The following is a 19,932-nucleotide window of genomic DNA, read 5'->3' as shown; positions in this document are numbered from 1 at the left end:
CTAGCGCCTACGGGGGAATATGTACGCCCCTGTAGGAGCGACCGCAGGTCGCGATGGGCTGCAACGCAGCCCCAGCGGTATCAGCATTCAATCACAGAGTGCCGGGGGCGCTGCTCACCCCATCGTGAGCGTCGTGCCTACAGACGGGGATAATCGATGTAACCAACCGCACCGTTGCCATAAAAGGTTTCCGGGTGGGCTTCGTTCAACGGTGCATCGGCCGCCAGCCGCGCCGGCAGGTCCGGGTTGGCAATGAACGGCACGCCAAACGCCACTGCATCTGCCTTGCCGTTGGCCAGGGCTGCGTTGGCACTGGCTTTGTCGAAACGCTCGTTGACGATATAGGGGCCGCCGAATGCCTGCTTGATCAGCGGGCCCAGGCTGTCGTCGGCTTCGCGCTCGCGCGAGCAGATGAAGGCAATGCCGCGTTTGCCCAGCTGCTGGGCGACGTAGGTGAAGGTTTCTGCGCGGTTGGCATCGCCCATGTCGTGGGCGTCGGCACGGGGTGCCAGGTGCATGCCCACGCGCTCGGCGCCCCACACCTCGATAACCGCATCGGTCACCTCCAGCAGCAGGCGCGCACGGTTTTCGAGTGAGCCGCCGTAACGGTCGCTGCGCTGGTTGGTGCTGCTCTGCAGGAACTGATCCAGCAGGTAGCCGTTGGCACCGTGTATCTCCACCCCGTCAAAACCTGCGGCCTTGGCGTTTTCGGCGCCGCTGCGGTAGGCCTCGACGATGTCGCGAATTTCTTCGGTTTCCAGCGCGCGCGGGGTGGGGTAGTCGCTGAGGGGCCGCACCAGGCTTACGTGGCCTTTGGGCTGGATGGCGCTCGGGGCCACCGGCAGTTCGCCGTTCAGGTAGCTGGGGTGGGAAATGCGGCCCACATGCCACAGCTGCAGGAAGATGCGCCCGCCAGCAGCGTGCACCGCCTTGGTGACATTGTTCCAGCCGCGTACCTGCTCATCGTTCCAGATGCCGGGCGTGTCCGGGTAGCCGACGCCCATGGCGCTGACCGAGGTGGCCTCGCTGAGGATGAGCCCGGCACTGGCCCGTTGCACGTAGTACTCGGCCATCAGGGCGGTAGGTACGCGGTCGGCGTCTGCCCGGCAGCGGGTGAGCGGGGCCATGATGATGCGGTTGGGCAGTTCCAGGTCGCCCAGGGTCATTGGATCGAAAAGCGTGGTCATAGCGGTTACCTGCTGGTCAGAGGGCTTGGCGCAGTTGTTCGAGAAACGCCTTGATGGTGACTTCGTTGCGCTTGAAGAAGTGCCATTGGCCAATCTTCTGGCTGGTGATCAGCCCGGCACGCTGCAACGTGGCCAGGTGGGCAGAAACGGTGGACTGCGACAGTGCGCAGCGCTGGTCTATCTGCCCGGCACACACACCGTTGTCGGTGCTGTGGTACTGGTCCGGGAAGTGCGTGGCCGGGTCTTTCAACCAACCGAGGATTTCTCGCCTGGCCGGGTGTGCCAGTGCTTTTATGATGTCGTCGAGATCGAGTGGCATGGTGTGGCTCGTGCTGTAGCGGTCTATCGCGATAGGGCGAAACCTACATCGGTATTTCGCGATATACAAATATGAAAGCGTTATCAGCTGATCGCTGATCGGTATATCGCCCTCCAGCGATATACGTGTGCCGGGGTGCTAGACTGCGGCCATGAATTATCTTGCACATCTGCACCTTGGGGGCCCCGAACCCCAGCAAATGCTCGGCAGCCTGTACGGCGACTTCGTCAAGGGCTCGCTGGAAGGGCGTTTTCCACCCACGCTGGAAGCGGCCATTCGCTTGCACCGCCGTATCGACAGCTACACCGACCAGCACCCCTTGGTACTCGCCGCGCTGGCGCGCTTTCCGCGTGAGCGTCGGCGCTTTGCCGGGATTGTGCTGGATGTGTTCTTCGACCATTGCCTGGCGCGGCACTGGCACGATTATGCCAAGCAGCCCCTGGCCGAGTTCACTGCGCAGTTCTATCGGGTCCTGCTGGCCGAGCCTGAACTGCCGGGGCGGCTGGGGCGCATCGCACCTTCCATGGCAGCCGATGACTGGCTGGGGGCATACGGAGATTTTGCGGTGCTTGAGCACGTCTTCAATGGCATCGCCCGGCGGTTGTCGCGTCCGGAAGGGATGGAAGGGGTGATGGGGGAGCTTGAACGATTGTATGAGCCGTTGTTGGCGGACTTCCGAGCGTTTTACCCGCAGCTGCAGGGTTTCGCGGCGCTGCAGTTGGAGGTGGGCAGGTAGGGGGAATGCGCCACGTTTGCGGCGCATCGCGAGCGACGGGGCGATTTGCTTAAGCGGCCTTTGGCTGGCGGCGTGGGGCTGCTGCTACGACTTCGAAGCCGAACAATGCCACCTGGATGGCTTGTTGTGCCTGCAGGGCCAGCACCGCGCGCTCCTTGCCCGCACTCTCAACCGGTGGTAACAGGTGGATGTGTACCTGGCTGCGTGGCTGTGCGAACAGGCGCATGAGGTGGGACACCAGGTCATCATCGCCAACGAACGGGGCAACCGGGTCAGGCTTGCCGTCGCGCAGGTACTCGATGGCAACCGGCTGCACCGCCACGCCCTGGTCAATTGCCCCAGCCAGCAAGCGGCCATGGAAGGTGCGCAATTGGGAACCATCCGTGGTGGTGCCTTCGGGGAAAATCAGCAGCGGCCTGGCCTGACCCAACTGCTCGCTGATCTGCTCGCGCAGGCGCTGGCCATCGCCCCCGCCACGGCGGATGAACAGGGTGCCGGCCTGCTCGGCCAGCCAGCCGGCGACCGGCCAGTGCCGCACTTCGGCCTTGGACAGAAACGACAGCGGCAGCAGCATGCCCAGCAGTGGGATATCGGTCCAGGATACGTGGTTGCTGACCCACAGCATCGGCTGGCGCGGCAGTTGGCCGCGTACCTGCACGTCGAAGGGCAGGGCAGCCACCAGGCGCTTCATGAACATGCAGCTCCAGCGCTGGCGGCGTTCAAGGTTGGCTTTTACGCCAAGGCGTTCGCCCACAGCGATCACGCTTGCCATCAGCATGCCCAGTACTACCACCATCAGCAGCCGGCACAGGCGGGCCAGCACCCGCAGCCTGGTCATCAGACTGCCGCCTTGAAGTGGCGGGCATAACGCGGGCACAACTCGTCGCGTTTGAGCAGGATGAACACATCGGCCACCTGGAAGTCCTGGTCCCAGCATGGTTCACCGCAGATCTTCGCCCCCAGGCGCATGTAGGCCTTGAGCAGGGGTGGCATTTCTGCGATCACGTTGCTGGGCAAGGCCAGTTTGGGCAGCGGGTTACGTGGCTCGGCACGCAGGTGCTCGGTGCACAGGTAGCGCTCGCGCAGGCGCTGCATCACCGCGTGAGCCTGGATACCGCCGTCCTGCATCGGAATGCTGGCGCAGCCCATCAGGTAGCTGTAGCGCCCCTCGTTGAGCACTTCGGCCAGTTCGCCCCACAACACGGCGATGGTGCCGCCGTTGCGGTAGTCGGGGGCAACGCAGGTACGGCCCAGTTCCAGGATCGGGCCTTGCAACTGCACCAGACCATGCAGGCTGAACTCTTCTTCGCTGTAGAAGCGGCCCAGGCTGCTGGCGGCCTGGTGGTCGAGCAGGCGAGTGGTAGCCACCAGCTTGCCGGTATTCAGGTCACGCACACCAATGTGGCGGCAGTGAACGTCGTAGTCATCCCTGTCCAGGCCGTGCTCGGCACCTTTGAGCTTGGCTTTGAACTCCGCGCTGAATACTTGATAGCGCAAGGCCTGGGCTTCTTGAAGGGCCGCTTCGCCAACCAGGCGTTCGGCTTGCAGACGGCGTTCGGTGCTGTTGTCGCCAGTGTGAGCGATCCGAGTCATTGCGAGTCTCCATAAGCCAGCCATGGAAGAGCGGCCGGTCGGCTTTGTTGTGCAAGGTCAGCCTAGGTAGACCCGGTGTCACCCCCATGAACCTTTGGTGATGCTTGCATGACACCCGCCAGCACTGCGCAACTGTCACGAAAGGGCCGTAGCCTGCTGCGCACGCCATCGATGCCTGCTACAGAGAGCCCGAACCGCAATGCTCAAAGGCCTGTTGCTGTTTCTAAGCCTCACCACCGCCCAGGCAGAGCCGTGGCCTGATGGGCACTGGCAGCGCGCACCCGATACGCTGGACTGGCAAGCGGTGGACGCCTATGCGTTCCCATCGCGCACCGGCGCCGGGCGTGATGGCATCCGCACCGATGCCCTGCTGATCGTCCGCGACGGGCGTATCGTTCACGAACGCTACGCAGCGCCAACCACCGCCAGCACTGCACACCTCACCTGGTCGGTGAGTAAAAGCGTGCTCGCCACCGTGCTTGGGGTGGCTTACGGGCAAGGCCGCTTCCATTTGCAGGACCCGCTGGCACGCTTCTATCCCGCCATGGCCGCGCACCCGGATGTGCGCATGTTGGACCTGCTGCATTGGGCCAGTGGGTTGCAATGGCAGGAGGATTACGAATACGCGCCGCTCAAGTCTTCGGTGGTGGCCATGCTGTACACCCGAGGCCGCCGCGATATGGCGGCCTATGCGGCCAGCCACGAGGCGGCGGCGCCGGCTGGCCAGCAATTTGTGTACTCCAGCGGTGACAGCAACCTGTTGGCCGCCGGCCTGCGCGGCATGCTGGGCACCGCGCAGTACCCGGATTACCCCTGGCAGGCCTTGTTTACGCCGCTGGGCATCGACAGCGCGGTGTGGGAGCGTGACGCTACCGGCACCTTCGTTGGCTCCTCTTACCTGTACCTGACTGCCCGCGACCTGGCCCGTATCGGCCTGCTGATGCTGCGCGATGGCCGCTGGCATGGCCGGCAGTTGCTGCCCGCTGACTGGGTGGCGTTCAACCGCACGCCATTTGCCAATGCCCGCCGTGAGCCCGGTGAGCCCAGCCCCGGCGGCCACTGGTGGCTTAACCAGCCAGACGCCGATGGCCAACGGCCCTGGCCGAGTGCACCGGCAGGCACCTACGCCGCCTTGGGGCACTGGGGCCAGGCGCTGTATGTGGTACCGGAGCAGAACCTGGTCATCGTGCGCTATGCCGATGACCGTGACGCCAGCTACCGGCATGACGCGTTGCTCAAGCGCGTGCTGGCGGCGTTGGCAGGGGCGGGCGGATGAAGCGGGTAGCATGGCTGTTGGTAGTGGCGCTGTGCGGGTGGGCCTGGAGTGAGCGCCAGGCGCTGGGCGATTTCCCGGGTATCCTTGCCGCCTACTCGGCCAAGGAGTACTGCTCGTGTCGCTTCGTCATGGGGTTCACGCCTGAATACTGCGGCGCCTATGTCAAACAGTGGTTGCCCTTGAGCCATCTACAGGAAAGCACCCTGCAGCGGCAGATCACTGCCGAGGGCCTGGGCCAACGTGCACAGGCGCGCTGGCAGGGCCCACGTGCAGGCTGCCGCTTGCTGCCATGAAGAGCGGCGCGGTAAGGTTGGCGGCCTGGTTTTACGAGATCCGTCATGTTCAAACTGCCCCGCCTGCTGCCGGCCTTGCTGCTGGCATTCTGCCTACCTGTACAGGCCAACTGGCACCTCGACGGTGAATCGTCACGGTTGTCCTTCATTACCGGCAAGAATGGCGATACGGCTGAAGTGCACCGTTTTCTCGTGTTGCATGGGGCGGTCGACCGCAAGGGTGTTGCAGGGCTGCGCATCGAGATGGATTCGGTCAGCAGCGGCATCCCGTTGAGGGATGAGCGCATGCGTGACGACCTGTTCGACGTCGGCCGCTTTGCCGAGGCGCAGGTACAGGCGCAACTGGACCTGCGGCCCATCAACGACCTGGCCGACGGTGCGCAGATCGAACTGCGCCTGCCGGTGACGGTGACCTTGCGTGGCCAGTCGCACAACTACGATGCCCTGTTGCTGGCAACGCGCCTGGACCAGCGGCGTTTTCAGGTGGTGACCCTGGAGCCGCTGGTGCTGCGTGCCGAAGACTTCGGCCTGCTGCCAGGGCTGGAAACCCTGCGCAAGTTCGCCAAGCTCAAATCCATCAACCCCTCGGTGCCGGTCAATGCGGTGCTGATCTTTACCGCCCGCTGACATGTCGGGGCCAGTCTTCCCCTGGCGGGATGGCAACCAGTTCGAACTGCTGATCGATGGCCCCGAATTTTTCCCGCGCATGCTCGCGGCCATCAGCGGCGCCCAGACCCAGGTCGACCTTGAGTTGTACCTGGTCGAAGCAGGCGCCTGCGCCGAGGCCGTGGTCCAGGCCCTTGAACACACTGCCCGGCGCGGTGTGCGGGTCCGCTGCCTGTTCGATGACTACGGCTCCCTGGCCTTCAACAGCGTGTTGCGCCAGCGCCTGGTGGATGCCGGTGTGTACCTGCGCTGGTACAACCGCCTGCACTGGAAGCGTGGCTTGCGCAACCTCTACCGCGATCATCGCAAGTTGCTGTTGGTGGACGAGCGCTGGGCGGTGGTGGGCGGCACGGGTGTGACCGACGAATTCTGGCGGCCAGACGCTGCCGCCAGCGATTGGCATGAAGTGATGGTGCAGATACAGGGCCCGGTGGTGAGCGACTGGCAGTTGCTGTTCGACCGCCAGTGGCAGGCCAACCACCGTCGCACGGCCTGGCGCCCTGCCGAAGGGTTTGGCCTGCCGCGCTTGCCCAAAGTGCCGGCGAAGGGGCAGGGTCTGGGCCGGGTGGCCTATGCCGACGCCCGCCAGCACCAGGACATTCTGCACGCACTGGTGCGCGCGCTTAACAGCGGCACCCAGCGTGTGTGGCTGGCCACGCCTTATTTTCTACCCACCTGGAGCGTGCGCCGTTCGTTGCGCCGCGCCGCTGGCAAGGGGGTGGATGTGCGCCTGCTGCTGACCGGCCCGCGTACCGATCACCCGTCCGTCCGCTATGCCGGGCACCGCTATTACCCCCGCCTGTTGCGTGCCGGCGTGCGGATCTTCGAATACCAGCCGTGTTTCCTGCACCTGAAAATGGTGGTGGTGGATGACTGGGTAAGCATCGGTTCGTGCAACTTCGACCACTGGAACCTGCGCTTCAACCTCGAAGCCAACATCGAGGCACTGGACCCGGCGCTGACGGCCGCCGTGGTCGCCAGCTTCGAGCGCGATTTTGCGCAAAGCCAGGAAGTCGACCTGGACCACTGGAATGCGCGGCCGCTGTGGCGACGGGTGAAGCAGCGCGTCTGGGGCTGGCTGGACCGGCTGGTGGCCAACCTGCTCGACCGCCGCGACTGAGAGCGGCTATGGTGGGATCACAGTTCACAGGCAATGGATGGAGCGGATGCGATGACGGCGAAGAAGATTCTCATGCTGGTGGGCGATTATGTGGAAGATTACGAGGCCATGGTGCCGTTCCAGGCGCTGAGCATGGTCGGCCATACGGTGCATGCGGTGTGCCCGGAAAAGGTCGCGGGGCAGACCGTGCGCACAGCCATCCACGACTTCGAGGGCGAGCAGACCTACAGCGAAAAGCCCGGGCACCATTTTGCCCTGAACCACGACTTTGTGCGGGCTCGCCCCGAAAGCTATGACGCCCTGCTGATCCCCGGCGGCCGGGCCCCTGAATACCTGCGCCTGAACGAGAAGGTGCTGGACCTGGTACGCGCCTTCGACCAGGCCGGCAAGCCGATTGCCGCCGTGTGCCATGGTGCGCAACTGCTGGCGGCCGCGGGCGTGCTCAAAGGCCGCGAGTGCAGCGCATACCCGGCGTGCGCGCCGGAAGTGCGCCTGGCGGGGGGCACATTCATCGACATCGCGGTCGACCAGGCCCATGTGGATGGCAACCTGGTCACCGCGCCTGCCTGGCCTGCGCACCCGGCGTGGCTGGCGGCCTTCCTGAAAGTACTGGGCACCCGCATCTCGTAAGCGCGTGGCTCAGGCGACCTGCTCTACCCAGTCGTTGAGGTTGTAGTAGTTGGTGACGCGGGCAATCTTGCCACAATGGATGTAGAAGAAGGCTCCGGCCGGTAGCACGTAGGTCTGCCCCTTGGCGGCCGGCAGGCCTTCATCGGCTTCCAGGTACTGGCCGTGCACGGTGAACTCGGCGGCGGCGCGGCTGCCGTCGGCGTTCTGCATGACCACGATGTCGGCCAGGCGCTCGCGGTAGCAGCGGTTCATCTTGCCCATGAAGGCCGCGAAGCTGGCCTTGCCCATCTGCCGCTCACCCTGGTTGATGTCGTGGATCACGTCTTCGCTGAGCAGCGCGAGAAAGGCTGGCATGTCGCCCGCATTGAAAGCGGCGTAGTAAGCATTTACCAGTTCGGTAGCGGTCATGGAACAATACCTGTCGTGTAGGGAAAAGGCGCGTCGTTGGCCCGGATGATAGGGTTTCCCCTCAAGCCCGGCTTAGCCGAGCGCGTCATCCACATCGACAAAACGACCGCCAAGCATGGAAATACGCCTGTTGCACGGCGCCGCTATCGCGCCTTACATCGATGACCTCGCTCGTCTGCGCCTGAACGTGTTCCGCGAGTTTCCCTACCTCTACGACGGCTCGCCCGAGTACGAAGCCGACTACCTCGCCACCTATGCCCGCTCTGGGCGCAGCCTTGTGGTGCTGGCACTGGACGACGGCAAGGTGGTGGGCGCCTCCACCGGCCTGCCGCTGGTGGATGTGGCACCCGAGCTGCAGCAGCCGTTTCTCGCCCAGGGGCGTGACCCGGCCAGCGTCTATTACTTCGGTGAATCGGTGGTGCTGCCCGAGTACCGGGGGCAGGGCCTGGGTGTGCGCTTTTTCATCGAGCGTGAGTCTTACGCGCACAAGCTGGCCGAGTTCGACTACTGCGCGTTTTGCGCCGTCGAACGGCCTGGGGTGCACCCACGAAGGCCGGCTGACTACAAGCCACTGCATGGCTTCTGGCGCAACCGGGGGTTTCTGCACGACCCGTCGTTGCGCACCCGTTACGCATGGCGTGACCTGGATGAACCGGAAAGCTCCGACAAACTGATGTCGTTCTGGCTCAAGGAATTGCCACTGTGATCCGCGTTGCGGCTTGCCAGTATGCAATCGAGCTGCATGAAACCTGGGACGCCTACGCCGACCACTTGCAGGCGCTGTGCTCCGAGGCCGTGGACGCTGGCGCCCGCCTGCTGCTGTTACCGGAATACGCCGGGCTGGTACTCAGTGGCCAGCTTTCGGCGCGGCAGCGGGGCGACCTGGGCACATCGATTGCTGCCATGCAGCCGCTGATCGAACCGTGGAAGGCGCTGTGCGCGGGCATCGCCAAGCGCTTGAATGTGTACCTGCAGCCGGGCACGCTGCCGGTGCTGGACGATGACGGGTTGTACCGCAACCGCGCCTGGCTGTTCGGCCCGCAGGGCTGCCTGGGGTATCAGGACAAACTGATGATGACCCGCTTCGAGCGGGAGCAGTGGGGGATTGCCGCCGGGCAGGGTTTGCAGGTGTTCGATACCGAGCTGGGGCGCCTGGGCATTCTGGTCTGCTACGACAACGAGTTCCCCCTGCTGGCCCGTCGGCTCGCTGAACAGGGGGCCGACCTGATCCTGGCGCCGAGCTGCACCGACACCGAGGCGGGTTACCACCGGGTGCGCATCGGTGCCCAGGCGCGTGCGCTGGAAAACCAGATTGCCGTGTTGCAGAGCCCCACGGTGGGCCGTGCGCCGTGGTCGCCGGCACTGGACGAAAACATCGGCCGGGCAGGGCTGTTCGTACCGCCGGATCACGGCATGCCGGGTGATGGGGTGATGGCTTTGAGTGAAGGGCTCGACCCGGTCGGCAGCCAGTGGCTGGTGTGTGACCTGGACCTGGAAGAGGTGCGGCGGGTGCGGCGGGAAGGGCAGGTTTTTACCTGGCGGGACTGGCCGGAGCAGTTTGAAAGAATGCGGTGATGACCGTGATGCTTGCATCGCAGTCAGGCCCGCTCCCACAGGCGTAACGCAGTGGGAGCGGGCTTGCGCGCGAGGCAGTTTTACTTCACTTCGACTGCCAGGCTCTGGGCAATCTTGCTCTGCCACAGGGCAGGGCCCGTGATGTGCACAGACTCACCGTTACTGTCTACCGCGACGGTAACCGGCATGTCCTTGACCTCGAACTCGTAGATCGCTTCCATGCCCAGCTCGGCGAAGGCCAGCACCTTCGACTTGCGGATGGCCTGGGCCACCAGGTAGGCAGCGCCACCCACGGCCATCAGGTACACGGCCTTGTTGTCCTTGATCGCCTCGATGGCGGTCGGGCCGCGCTCGGACTTGCCGATCATGCCCAGCAGGCCGGTCTGCTCGAGGATTTGACGGGTGAATTTGTCCATGCGCGTGGCGGTGGTCGGGCCGGCTGGGCCAACGACTTCGTCACCCACCGGGTCGACCGGGCCTACGTAGTAGATGAAGCGGCCTTTCAAGTCGACCGGCAGCGCTTCGCCGCGGTTGAGCATTTCGACCATGCGCTTGTGGGCAGCGTCGCGGCCGGTGAGCATCTTGCCGTTGAGCAGGATGGTTTCGCCCGGCTTCCAGCTGGCGACTTCTTCCGGGGTGATGTCATCGAGGTTGACGCGGCGAGCGCTAGGGCCGGCTTCCCAGACGATTTCCGGGTAGGCGTCCAGCGACGGGGCTTCCAGCTCAGCTGGGCCCGAGCCATCGAGCACGAAGTGGGCGTGGCGGGTGGCGGCGCAGTTGGGGATCATGCAGACCGGCAGCGAAGCGGCGTGGGTCGGGTAGTCCATGATCTTGACGTCGAGCACGGTGGTGAGGCCACCCAGGCCCTGGGCACCGATGCCCAGTTGGTTGACCTTTTCGAACAGCTCCAGGCGGATTTCTTCCAGGCGGTTCTGCGGGCCACGGGCCTTGAGCTCGTGGATGTCGATGGATTCCATCAACACTTCCTTGGCCATGACGGCGGCCTTCTCGGCGGTGCCGCCGATACCGATGCCGAGCATGCCAGGCGGGCACCAGCCGGCGCCCATGGTCGGCACGGTCTTGAGGACCCAGTCGACGATGGAGTCGGATGGGTTGAGCATGGCCATCTTCGACTTGTTCTCCGAACCGCCACCCTTGGCGGCCACGTCCACTTCAACCTTGTCGCCGGGGACGATGGAGTAATGGATAACGGCCGGGGTGTTGTCCTTGGTGTTCTTGCGAGCACCGGCCGGGTCGGCCAGGATCGATGCACGCAGCACGTTTTCAGGCAGGTTGTAGGCGCGGCGCACACCTTCGTTGATCATGTCGTCGACGCTCAGGGTGGCGCCATCCCAGCGCACGTCCATGCCCACGCGCACGAACACGGTGACGATACCGGTGTCCTGGCAGATCGGGCGGTGGCCGGTGGCGCACATGCGCGAGTTGATCAGGATCTGGGCGATGGAATCGCGTGCAGCCGGCGACTCTTCGCGCAGGTAGGCCTCGTGCATGGCCTGGATGAAATCGACGGGGTGGTAGTACGAAATGAATTGCAGGGCATCGGCGACGCTCTGAATCAGGTCGTCTTGCTTGATCACGGTCATGCAGCGCGCTCCTCTTGAAGACGGGAACATTCATTACGGCGCTCGACGGTGCCGACCAGCGTGTCGAAGCGCCTTGCAGGCGCCGGCAGGTCAGGCCGACGTAAAAAGGCGCGGCAGTATAGCGCGCATCAGGGCCTGGCACACCTGCAGCCGATGCGGACATTGGTCGGTCGCTGGCCGGCATCCTTTTTGCTGCCGTAGAATCGGCCCACACCACCCCATTCACCGGAGACTGTACCGAACATGCCCGAACTCTGCGTGGGTGAGCAGCGCTGGACAGTACCGAACGGCAGCAACCTGCTGGATGCCCTGAACGACGCTGGCCTGAACGTGCCCTACAGCTGCAGGGCTGGTAGCTGCCATGCCTGCCTTGTGCAATGCCTGGCCGGGCAACCGCTGGATGCGCTGCCCGAGGCCCTGGCCCTGGACAAGCATGCCCAGGGCTGGCGGCTGGCCTGCCAGTGCCGGGTAGTCGAGAACCTGCAGGTGGCGTTGTTCGACCCGCGCCAGCATGGCGTGATGGCCACGGTGGCCGCGCTGGGCTGGGCAGGCACGGTGCTGCGCCTGCAACTGCGGCCGGAGCGGCCGGTGCGCTACCAGGCCGGGCAGCACGTGGTGTTGTGGCTGGGCGGCGTGGCACGGCCCTATTCCCTCGCCAGTTTGCCGGGTGAGGACGAATGCCTTGAGTTTCATATCGACTGCCGTCACCCCGGCGCATTTTGTGACCTTGCCCGCGCTGTGCAGGTGGGTGACCCGGTGCGCTTGGGCGAGCTGCGCGGCGGAGCCCTGCATTACGACCCGGACTGGCAGGCGCGGCCGTTGTGGCTGCTGGCAGCAGGCACGGGCCTGGCCCCGCTGTGGGGTATCTTGCGCGAGGCGCTGCGCCAGGGGCATCAGGGCGAGATCAGGCTCGTGCATGTGGCGCACGACGGTGCCGGGCATTATCTGGCTGATGCACTGCGCAAGGTGCAGGGGGTGAGTGTGGAGTTGGTGCTGGCAGAGCACATGGACGAGGCGCTTGCCGGCTTGCGCCTGCCGTCGCGGCAGACTGTGGCGCTGGTGTGCGGTGGGCAGGCGCGCGTGGAGCGCTTTGCCCGCCGGCTGTTCATCGCCGGTGTGCCACGAGGGCAGGTGTACGCCGATGTGTTTGTGGGGCATGCCTGACGGACGGGCTTGCCTGCGATAGGGCCGCGAAGCGGCCCCTGACGCGTTGCTGGATCAACCGACCAGCGGATCACCCACATGCAGGATCTTCATGCCATTGGTGCCACCGATGGTGTGGTAGCTGTCGCCTTTGGTCAGGATCACCCAGTCACCCTGTTCCACCAGGCCACGCTTGAGCAGTTCGTCGACCGCTGCCTGGCTGACCTTGTCGGCCGGCAACGATGCCGGGTCGAAGTCGATCGGGTACACACCGCGGAACATCGAGGCGCGAGCCTGGGTGGCACGGTGTGGCGACAGGGCGAAGATCGGCACATGCGAGCGCAGGCGCGACATGATCAACGGGGTGTAGCCACTTTCGGTCAGGGCGATGATCGCCTTTACCCCAGGGAAGTGGTTGGCGGTGTACATGGCCGCCAGCGCGATGCTTTCGTCACAGCGCTCGAAGGTGGTGTGCAGGCGGTGGCTGGAGCGCTGGCTGGTCGGGTGCTTCTCGGCGCCCAGGCAGATGCGCGCCATGGCTTGCACGGCCTCGATCGGGTAAGCACCGGCGGCACTTTCGGCCGACAGCATGACCGCGTCGGTGTTGTCGAGCACGGCGTTGGCCACGTCGGACACTTCGGCACGGGTGGGCATCGGGTTCTGGATCATCGACTCCATCATCTGGGTCGCCACGATCACCGCTTTGTTGTTGCGGCGTGCGTGCTGGATGATCTTCTTCTGGATGGCGATCAGTTCGGCGTCGCCGATTTCCACACCCAGGTCACCGCGGGCAACCATCACCGCATCGGAGGCAGCGATCAGCTTGTCGAGGGTTTCGTCGTCGGCAACCGCCTCGGCGCGCTCGATCTTGGCGACCAGCCAGGCGCTGCCGCCCGCTTCGTCACGCAGTTTGCGGGCGTATTCCATATCGCTGGCATCGCGTGGGAAGGAAACGGCCAGGTAATCCAGGTCCATTTCGGCTGCCAGCTTGATGTCGGCCTTGTCCTTCTCGGTCAGGGCCGGGGCGGTCAGGCCACCGCCTTTGCGGTTGATGCCCTTGTGGTCCGACAGCGGGCCACCAATGATCACCACGCAGTGCAGGGCGTCTGCGGTGGCGGTTTCAACGCGCATGACCACACGGCCGTCGTCGAGCAGCAGTTCGTCACCTACGCCGCAGTCCTTGACCAGGTCGGGGTAGTCGATACCGACGATATCCTGGTTGCCTTCGGTCAGCGGGTGAGCGGTGGAGAAGGTGAACTTGTCACCGATCTTCAATTCGATGCGCTTGTTGGCGAACTTGGCGATGCGGATCTTCGGGCCTTGCAGGTCGCCCAGCAGTGCGACATGGCGGCCGTTCTTGGCGGCGATGTCACGAATCAGGCGGGCGCGGGCCTTGTGCTCGTCCGGGGTGCCGTGAGAGAAGTTCAGGCGTGCCACGTCCAGGCCGGCGTGGATCAGTTGTTCGATCACTTCCGGCGAATTGCTGGCTGGGCCAAGGGTGGCGACGATTTTGGTGCGGCGGATGGTCATGCACAGACTCCTGTATTGAAGCGCAGCGAAAGGCTACTCCTGAATCTTGCTGTAGTCATTTTTCCGTTTCACTACCTGATGCTCTACCCACAGCCCGTCGCGCCATGGCTGAAGAAACGTCGGCAGCGGCCGATAAGCTGGACAGCAAAGGAGACACCCATGCGCACCCTGATCGTTTTAGCCCTGGCCGCCAGCGCCGTCGGTTGTACCCGCTGGTCGATGGACCATCACCTGAACAACGCCTACCGCGCCTACGACCGTGGCGACTGCCAGCGGGTCATGCTCGAGTTGTCCCAGGTCGACCGTGCCAGCCGAGCCCGCCCGTTCATCCACCCCGAGGTTGCATTGCTGCGTGGCCAGTGCCTGGAGCGTCAGGCGCTGTATGTGGATGCTGCACAAACCTACCAGTACCTGATTCAGCGCTACCCCGGCAACGAATACGCCTATCGGGCGCAAGCGCGCCTGCAGACACTGGAGCGGCTCGGCCATTATCGCAGTGGCGAACCCGCCATCGCCAAGCCGGCGACGACTGCACCTTGGCGATAATGCCAAGGTGTGTTCTATTTTGTGAGAGTTACCAGGCGCCCTGCGCTAATCTGTAACTCAGCTGTTACAAAAACCGCCAGTTCCACGCATTCCTGGCCAGGAACGGACTGCATCAACCGCCATGTTCAACAAGCGCAATATACAACGCCATCAATTACCCTTCGTTCTTCAGGTGTTCAACCGATTTACCGGTCAGGAGATCGGCCTGTTGGGGAACGCGTCGGAGGCCGGGTTGATGGTCATCAGTGAGCTGCCCGTGCTGGTAGGCCCTGATTACGAACTGCAATTACGCTTGCCGTTGCAGGGCGGCGGGCATCAGTTCGTCAATCTGACCGCCAGTTGCCTGTGGTGCCGTGAGGACCAGACCCCAGGGCACTACGATTCTGGCTTCATGCTGCTGCAGGCGCCGCGCGAATTCGACGACTTTGTGAAGTCACTGCAGGAATACTTCAGCTTTCGCGCCGCCAACGCCCCCGTCTGACCTGCCGTAGGTGCCCTTGAGCCTCGACATGGGGGAATCGCGTTAGAATCGGGTCGACCCCGCTACAGGACGACCCCGTGACCGCAAGCATTTTCTGGCACGACTACGAAACCACCGGTATCAACCCGCGCTGCGACCGCCCTTTGCAGATGGCCGGGCTGCGCACCGATTTCGAGCTGAACGAAATCGACGAACCCATCAACTTTTACTGTCGGCCGTCCGATGACATCCTGCCGCACCCAGCGGCCTGTCTGGTGACCGGTATTACCCCGCAGCAGCTCGTCGAGCAGGGCCTGTGCGAAGCTGAATTCATGTCCCGGGTGTATGCACAGCTGGCTCAGCCCGGCACCTGTGGGGCCGGCTACAACACCCTGCGGTTCGACGATGAAGTGACGCGCTATAGCCTTTACCGCAACTTCTTCGACCCCTACGCCCGTGAATGGCAGGGGGGTAACAGCCGTTGGGACCTGATCGACGTGGTGCGCACCGCTTATGCGCTCAGGCCTGAGGGGATTGAATGGCCGCAACAGGAGGGGCGTACCAGCCTGCGCCTCGAGTTACTGACCAAGGCAAACGGGATTGACCATGGCCATGCCCACGAAGCGCTTTCCGACGTACGGGCCACCATCGCCCTGGCGCGCTTGATTCGCCAGCAACAGCCAAAGTTATATGAATGGCTTTTCCAGCTACGCAGCAAGCACAAGGTGATGGAGCAGATACGCTTGTTGCAGCCGCTGGTGCATATATCGGGTCGCTTTTCTGCCGCCCGTAATTATTTGGGGGTGGTGTTGCCACTGGCGTGGCATCCGCACAACCGCAATGCACTGATTGTGTGCGACCTGCATCAGGAAACCTCACCGCTTGTGTGGGAAACTGCTGAAACTTTGCGCCAGCGTTTGTACACCCGGCGTGATGAATTGGCAGAGGGTGAATTACCGGTCCCGCTCAAACTAATACAGATCAACCGTTGCCCAGTAGTGGCGCCGCTTTCGGTGTTGCGCCCTCAGGATCAACTACGGCTGGGCCTGGATGTGCCAATGTTGCAACGGCGTGGCGAAGACTTGGCCAGCCAGCAGGCGCAATGGCAGGACAAGCTTCAACTCATTTATGGCAAGGAAGCGTTTGCGCCGAGTGCCGACCCTGAGCAGCAATTGTACGAAGGTTTCCTGGGCGAGCGTGATCGCCGCTTGTGCGAACACGTGCGTACCTCGGACCCTGCCCAGTTGGGGCATGGGCAGTGGATGTTCGATGACCCACGGTTGCCCGAACTGTTGTTCCGTTACCGGGCACGTAATTTTCCAGATACCTTGAATGGGCAGGAACAGCAACGCTGGCAGGATTTCTGCCGACAGCGCCTGCTTGACCCGCAGTGGGGCGCGCCGAACACCCTCGGCGATTTCGCCAAGGCCCTGGAGCTCGCATGGCCTGGGGCAGACCCAGCAGGGCAGCAGGTGTTGCAAGCCTGGCAGCTTCACACCCGGCACTTGCAAGCGAAATTAGCCATCGCTTAAAACCGGCCAATAAAAAACGCCGGTAATACGCCGGCGTTTTTTATTGGGCAACCCTGCGGTGCAGGACAATCAGTCCAGCAAGGTGGCCCAGCTTTCAACCACATCACCACCCCAATTGGCTTTCCACTCTTTCAGGGTTTTGTGGTTGCCGCCTTTGGTTTCGATGACTTCACCGTTGTGCGGGTTTTTGTATTGCTTGACCTTGCGGGCACGCTTGGTAGCGGTTGGCTTGACGGCGCCACGGGGTGCTTTGCTCAGTTTGGAATCCGGGTCGAGCAGGGCAATGATGTCACGCAGCGACTTGGAATATTCACCCATCAAGGTGCGCAGTTTGCCTTCGAACTCCAGTTCTTTTTTCAGCTTGTCATCCTGGGACAGGTTGGCCAGGCGGGCCTGAAGTTCCTTGATGGCTTCTTCGGTGGCGCGGTACTCGTTGATCAGGGACATGGAGTGTTCCTTAATGCGTGTTCGGAAATGTGTGGGGCAATAATAGACAGGCGATACTCGCAAGTAAACATGTTATTGCGGCATTAACTGTTAATTAAGCTGTGACAACATATCTCTGGGTGAACAAAAATTTACATTAAGCGACGGTCTCGTCTGTCCGTCTTGTCAGACAATGCCTTGATTCACGTGGTCAACGATTCGCGCCCGCCCCCTCAATCATTACTGCGTTTTTTCTGGCGGGCCGCTAGAATGTGCGCCTTTGCGAAGTTCTGGAGTCTTATTCATGCGCACCTACCGTCTGGTGATCGCTTGCCCCGACCGCGTCGGCATCGTGGCGAAAGTCAGTAATTTCCTGGCGTTGTACAACGGCTGGATCAACGAAGCCAGCCACCACTCTGACGTGCAGAGCGGTTGGTTCTTCATGCGTCATGAAATCCGCGCAGAATCCTTGCCCTTTGGTATTGAAGCCTTCCGCGAAGCCTTTGCGCCGATTGCCGAAGAGTTTTCCATGATGTGGCGCATCACCGATTCGGCGCAAAAGAAGCGCGTTGTGTTGATGGCCAGCCGTGAGTCCCATTGCCTGGCCGATTTGCTGCACCGCTGGCACACGGATGAACTCGATTGCGATATCCCCTGTGTCATCTCCAACCATAACGACCTGCGCAGCATGGTCGAGTGGCACGGTATTCCATTCTTCCATGTGCCTGTAGACCCTGCGGACAAGGCGCCAGCGTTCGCCGAAGTGTCGCGCCTGGTTCAGGAGCACGCGGCCGATGTGGTGGTGCTGGCCCGCTATATGCAAATCCTGCCGCCACAGCTGTGCCAGGATTACGCCGAGAAGGTCATCAACATCCACCACAGCTTCCTGCCGTCCTTCGTGGGTGCCAAGCCGTATCATCAGGCTGCTTTGCGTGGTGTGAAGCTGATCGGCGCCACCTGCCACTACGTCACCCAAGAGCTGGACGCCGGCCCGATCATCGAACAGGACGTGGTGCGGGTGAACCATGCCGACAGCATCGAAGACATGGTCCGCTTCGGCCGGGACGTAGAAAAGATGGTGCTGGCCCGCGGCCTGCGTTATCACCTGGAAGACCGGGTACTGGTGCACGGCAACAAGACTGTCGTGTTCGATTGAGTCTGGCAGGGGAGCGGTGACACATGGCCCGGCAGCGCAATGCCCCGACCGCCTCGTTACCGCCCACACTGGGTGAGGGTTGCCTTGCCCGTTTTGACCCCGAGGCCCTGGAGCCTACCGACGGCACCGATTTCCCCGGCGCCGCGGCGCTCTGGCAGCAGCTCAACCCGCCTGGCGGCGCCAGCGTTCCAGCAGCGGGCGAGCCAGTAGAGCCACAAACACCGGCCCACCCGCCAACAGGTAAAAGTAGTACGTGACAGCCCGCCACAGCAGGATGGCCGCTGCTGCCGTCGAGCTGCCCAGCATCGGCGTCAGCAGGCTGGCCGACGTCAGTTCGGCTGCCCCGGCACCACCGGGCATCATGCTGAACTGGCCGGCACTGAGTGACAGCATCTGCACCAGAAAACTGGGGATCCAGCCCAGGTCCGTGCCCAGGCCCCTCACCACCAGGTACAGCACACTGTAACGCAGGCCCCAGTGGGCGCAGGTGAGGGTGAATACCAGCGCAAGGGTGCGCTTGGGCAACTGCCAGGTCTGCGTCAGGGCCTGCGTGAAGCGCAGCAGCTTGCGGGCCCAGCGCCGCTTGCGTGGGGCACTGACGCCCAGCCGCTGTATCAGCCTGCCATTGGCGCGCATTACCGGGCGCCTGTAGCGCAACAGCACTACCACAGCGGCCAGCGCCGCACATAGCAGCGCAGCGCTGCCCAACAGCATGCTCAGCTGGCTGCGGCCCAGGCTGTGGAACAGTGCATAGCCGGCAATCGCCAGCATGGCGCAGAAGAAGAACACCAGGTCGTTCAGTTGGTCGGTGGCGAAGACTGCGCCGCTGCGTGCAGGGCTGATGCGGTCCCGGGCGAGCAGGGCCATCAGCGTCAACGGGCCGCCACTGCCCCCGGGTGTGGTGCAAATGGCAAATTCGGTGGCCATCACCACGCCCAGGGTGCGCACAGGGGTAACGTGCCGGGCTTGCTCGCCCAATAGCAGGCGCAGGCGTAGTGCATTCAGCACCCAGCACAGCACGATCATGCCAAACAAGGTCAGCAGCAATTGCGGGTCGAAACGGCTGAGCCTGGGCAGCAGTTCGGTGCCGCCCAGCACTGCCGGCACCAGCGCTGCGCCCAGCAACGCCAGCGCCAGCCAGACCCAGCGGTTCATGCGGCTACCTGGCGCTCCAGCCAGGCGGATTTGGTCAAGGGCTGGCGCCCGTCTTCAAGCAGCTTCTGCAACGTGCGCAGCCAGTACTCGCGGGACGAACGGTGGCGCATGTCCACCGGGTGCAGCCCCAGCCGCAGCGTGTTGGCGCCTTGCCAACGGCGGCACTGCCAGTTGCAGAGCACGCGTGAAAATTCCCGGCGCCAGGCACTGCGGGCGCTCCACACCAGGCCGGGTGCATCTATCGCGGTGAAGTCTGGCAGCCGGTAGAGGTGCTGCGGCGTGCTGGTGTACTTGAGGGGCAACCGACGCAGTGCCTGGCGCGTGCCTTCACTCATGAGCCACGCCGGCGCAACGAACCCCGCCACTGGCCAGCCCTGCTGCGCAAACAGTGCCAGGCCATCTTGCAGGCGGGCCAGGGCCTGCTGCTCGTCCAGCCCATAGAACTCACCCTCGTGGGTATAGATACGGCGCATGAAGTACTCGACGGGCGTGCGCGGCAGTGGCCCTTCGTCGGCATGTGCATAACCGTGCAAGGCCAGTTCGTCGCCCGCCGCCAGGCGGTGTTCAAGCATCTGGC

23 protein-coding genes are annotated in these 19,932 nt (G+C 63.5%); 13 read left to right on the top strand and 10 right to left on the bottom strand.

All coding sequences use genetic code 11. The features are described from left to right. Nucleotides 1-137: 137 nt before the first annotated feature. Together APH25_RS15200 and APH25_RS15195 are read right to left on the bottom strand one after the other, a co-directional pair. The gene (locus tag APH25_RS15200; protein ID WP_060482483.1) at nucleotides 138-1,187 is read right to left on the bottom strand and encodes an alkene reductase; all 1,050 of its coding nucleotides are present in this window, start codon (nucleotides 1,185-1,187) and stop codon (nucleotides 138-140) included. 16 nt (nucleotides 1,188-1,203) lie between these two features. After that, nucleotides 1,204-1,506, bottom strand: a complete 303-nt coding sequence (locus APH25_RS15195) for a helix-turn-helix transcriptional regulator (protein WP_028635143.1) — start codon at nucleotides 1,504-1,506, stop codon at nucleotides 1,204-1,206. Between the two features lie 151 nt (nucleotides 1,507-1,657). Here APH25_RS15195 and APH25_RS15190 point away from each other — a divergent pair, with 151 nt between their 5' ends. Further along, entirely contained in the window at nucleotides 1,658-2,242 is a 585-nt protein-coding gene (locus APH25_RS15190; protein ID WP_028635142.1) for an ACP phosphodiesterase, read from the top strand. A gap of 49 nt (nucleotides 2,243-2,291) precedes the next feature. Here APH25_RS15190 and APH25_RS15185 read toward each other — a convergent pair whose 3' ends face one another. Beyond that, nucleotides 2,292-3,080 (bottom strand): lysophospholipid acyltransferase family protein, encoded by a 789-nt coding sequence (locus APH25_RS15185; RefSeq protein ID WP_028635141.1) that lies wholly within the window; start codon nucleotides 3,078-3,080, stop codon nucleotides 2,292-2,294. Further along, nucleotides 3,080-3,835 (bottom strand): L-ornithine N(alpha)-acyltransferase, encoded by a 756-nt coding sequence (gene olsB / locus APH25_RS15180; RefSeq protein WP_028635140.1) that lies wholly within the window; start codon nucleotides 3,833-3,835, stop codon nucleotides 3,080-3,082. Before olsB ends, APH25_RS15185 begins: the two co-directional genes overlap by 1 nt. Nucleotides 3,836-4,034: 199 nt before the next feature. On the opposite strand from olsB, the gene APH25_RS15175 reads away from it, so the two are divergent. The 5 genes from APH25_RS15175 to APH25_RS15155 are packed head-to-tail and all read left to right on the top strand — an operon-like array spanning nucleotide 4,035 to nucleotide 7,820. Further along, on the top strand, nucleotides 4,035-5,111 hold the full coding sequence (locus APH25_RS15175; RefSeq protein ID WP_060482482.1) for a serine hydrolase: 1,077 nt from the start codon (nucleotides 4,035-4,037) through the stop codon (nucleotides 5,109-5,111). Further along, a complete protein-coding gene (locus APH25_RS15170) occupies nucleotides 5,108-5,404 on the top strand; it encodes a hypothetical protein (RefSeq protein ID WP_028635138.1) in 297 nt (98 codons plus the stop codon). The genes APH25_RS15175 and APH25_RS15170 overlap by 4 nt, the downstream gene beginning before the upstream one ends. Nucleotides 5,405-5,449: 45 nt before the next feature. Then, nucleotides 5,450-6,031, top strand: coding sequence for a YceI family protein (locus APH25_RS15165; RefSeq protein ID WP_060482481.1), 582 nt, complete (start codon nucleotides 5,450-5,452; stop codon nucleotides 6,029-6,031). Between the two features lies 1 nt (nucleotide 6,032). Further along, nucleotides 6,033-7,190, top strand: a complete 1,158-nt coding sequence (locus APH25_RS15160) for a phosphatidylserine/phosphatidylglycerophosphate/cardiolipin synthase family protein (RefSeq protein WP_060482480.1) — start codon at nucleotides 6,033-6,035, stop codon at nucleotides 7,188-7,190. A 51-nt stretch (nucleotides 7,191-7,241) separates the two neighbouring features. Beyond that, nucleotides 7,242-7,820 carry a DJ-1/PfpI family protein gene (locus APH25_RS15155; RefSeq protein WP_060482479.1) on the top strand — a complete coding sequence of 193 codons (579 nt, stop codon included), beginning with the start codon at nucleotides 7,242-7,244 and terminating at the stop codon, nucleotides 7,818-7,820. Between the two features lie 9 nt (nucleotides 7,821-7,829). Here the strand turns inward: APH25_RS15155 and APH25_RS15150 are convergent, their stop codons facing one another. Then, the gene (locus APH25_RS15150) at nucleotides 7,830-8,228 is read right to left on the bottom strand and encodes a nuclear transport factor 2 family protein (protein WP_028635134.1); all 399 of its coding nucleotides are present in this window, start codon (nucleotides 8,226-8,228) and stop codon (nucleotides 7,830-7,832) included. Between the two features lie 115 nt (nucleotides 8,229-8,343). On the opposite strand from APH25_RS15150, the gene APH25_RS15145 reads away from it, so the two are divergent. Continuing rightward, nucleotides 8,344-8,934 carry a GNAT family N-acetyltransferase gene (locus APH25_RS15145; RefSeq protein WP_028635133.1) on the top strand — a complete coding sequence of 197 codons (591 nt, stop codon included), beginning with the start codon at nucleotides 8,344-8,346 and terminating at the stop codon, nucleotides 8,932-8,934. Continuing rightward, complete coding sequence (locus APH25_RS15140; protein WP_060482478.1) at nucleotides 8,931-9,803, top strand: carbon-nitrogen hydrolase family protein; 873 nt, start codon at nucleotides 8,931-8,933, stop codon at nucleotides 9,801-9,803. Before APH25_RS15145 ends, APH25_RS15140 begins: the two co-directional genes overlap by 4 nt. Before the next feature lie 80 nt (nucleotides 9,804-9,883). On the opposite strand, the gene APH25_RS15135 is transcribed toward APH25_RS15140, so the two are convergent. Continuing rightward, nucleotides 9,884-11,407 (bottom strand): fumarate hydratase, encoded by a 1,524-nt coding sequence (locus tag APH25_RS15135; protein ID WP_009685641.1) that lies wholly within the window; start codon nucleotides 11,405-11,407, stop codon nucleotides 9,884-9,886. Between the two features lie 243 nt (nucleotides 11,408-11,650). Here APH25_RS15135 and APH25_RS15130 point away from each other — a divergent pair, with 243 nt between their 5' ends. Continuing rightward, nucleotides 11,651-12,571: an iron-sulfur-binding ferredoxin reductase gene (locus APH25_RS15130; protein WP_060482477.1), complete on the top strand. Its 921-nt coding sequence runs from the start codon at nucleotides 11,651-11,653 to the stop codon at nucleotides 12,569-12,571. 54 nt (nucleotides 12,572-12,625) lie between these two features. On the opposite strand, the gene pyk is transcribed toward APH25_RS15130, so the two are convergent. Then, on the bottom strand, nucleotides 12,626-14,080 hold the full coding sequence (pyk, locus tag APH25_RS15125) for a pyruvate kinase (protein WP_028635130.1): 1,455 nt from the start codon (nucleotides 14,078-14,080) through the stop codon (nucleotides 12,626-12,628). A 159-nt stretch (nucleotides 14,081-14,239) separates the two neighbouring features. Between pyk and APH25_RS15120 the strand changes: the two genes are divergently transcribed. The 3 genes from APH25_RS15120 (at nucleotide 14,240) to sbcB (ending at nucleotide 16,618) form a co-directional block, all read left to right on the top strand. After that, on the top strand, nucleotides 14,240-14,626 hold the full coding sequence (locus tag APH25_RS15120) for a tol-pal system YbgF family protein (protein ID WP_028635129.1): 387 nt from the start codon (nucleotides 14,240-14,242) through the stop codon (nucleotides 14,624-14,626). 121 nt (nucleotides 14,627-14,747) lie between these two features. Beyond that, complete coding sequence (locus APH25_RS15115) at nucleotides 14,748-15,107, top strand: PilZ domain-containing protein (protein WP_028635128.1); 360 nt, start codon at nucleotides 14,748-14,750, stop codon at nucleotides 15,105-15,107. Between the two features lie 77 nt (nucleotides 15,108-15,184). Beyond that, complete coding sequence (sbcB, locus tag APH25_RS15110; RefSeq protein WP_060482476.1) at nucleotides 15,185-16,618, top strand: exodeoxyribonuclease I; 1,434 nt, start codon at nucleotides 15,185-15,187, stop codon at nucleotides 16,616-16,618. Nucleotides 16,619-16,687: 69 nt separating this feature from the next. Here the strand turns inward: sbcB and mvaT are convergent, their stop codons facing one another. Continuing rightward, complete coding sequence (gene mvaT, locus APH25_RS15105) at nucleotides 16,688-17,065, bottom strand: histone-like nucleoid-structuring protein MvaT (RefSeq protein ID WP_028635126.1); 378 nt, start codon at nucleotides 17,063-17,065, stop codon at nucleotides 16,688-16,690. A 283-nt stretch (nucleotides 17,066-17,348) separates the two neighbouring features. On the opposite strand from mvaT, the gene purU reads away from it, so the two are divergent. Then, the gene (gene purU, locus APH25_RS15100; protein ID WP_028635125.1) at nucleotides 17,349-18,200 is read left to right on the top strand and encodes a formyltetrahydrofolate deformylase; all 852 of its coding nucleotides are present in this window, start codon (nucleotides 17,349-17,351) and stop codon (nucleotides 18,198-18,200) included. 162 nt (nucleotides 18,201-18,362) lie between these two features. Here purU and APH25_RS15095 read toward each other — a convergent pair whose 3' ends face one another. Beyond that, the gene (locus tag APH25_RS15095; protein ID WP_060482475.1) at nucleotides 18,363-19,355 is read right to left on the bottom strand and encodes a lysylphosphatidylglycerol synthase transmembrane domain-containing protein; all 993 of its coding nucleotides are present in this window, start codon (nucleotides 19,353-19,355) and stop codon (nucleotides 18,363-18,365) included. Further along, on the bottom strand, nucleotides 19,352-19,932 hold a 581-nt coding region (locus APH25_RS15090; RefSeq protein WP_060482474.1), incomplete at its 5' end, for a DUF2334 domain-containing protein. The genes APH25_RS15095 and APH25_RS15090, both read right to left, overlap by 4 nt.

It is taken from the genome of Pseudomonas sp. NBRC 111119 (assembly GCF_001320125.1).
GTDB lineage: Bacteria > Pseudomonadota > Gammaproteobacteria > Pseudomonadales > Pseudomonadaceae > Aquipseudomonas > Aquipseudomonas parafulva.
Note: the sequence above shows the minus strand (reverse complement) of the source record. Positions and strands in the feature narration are given on the sequence as shown.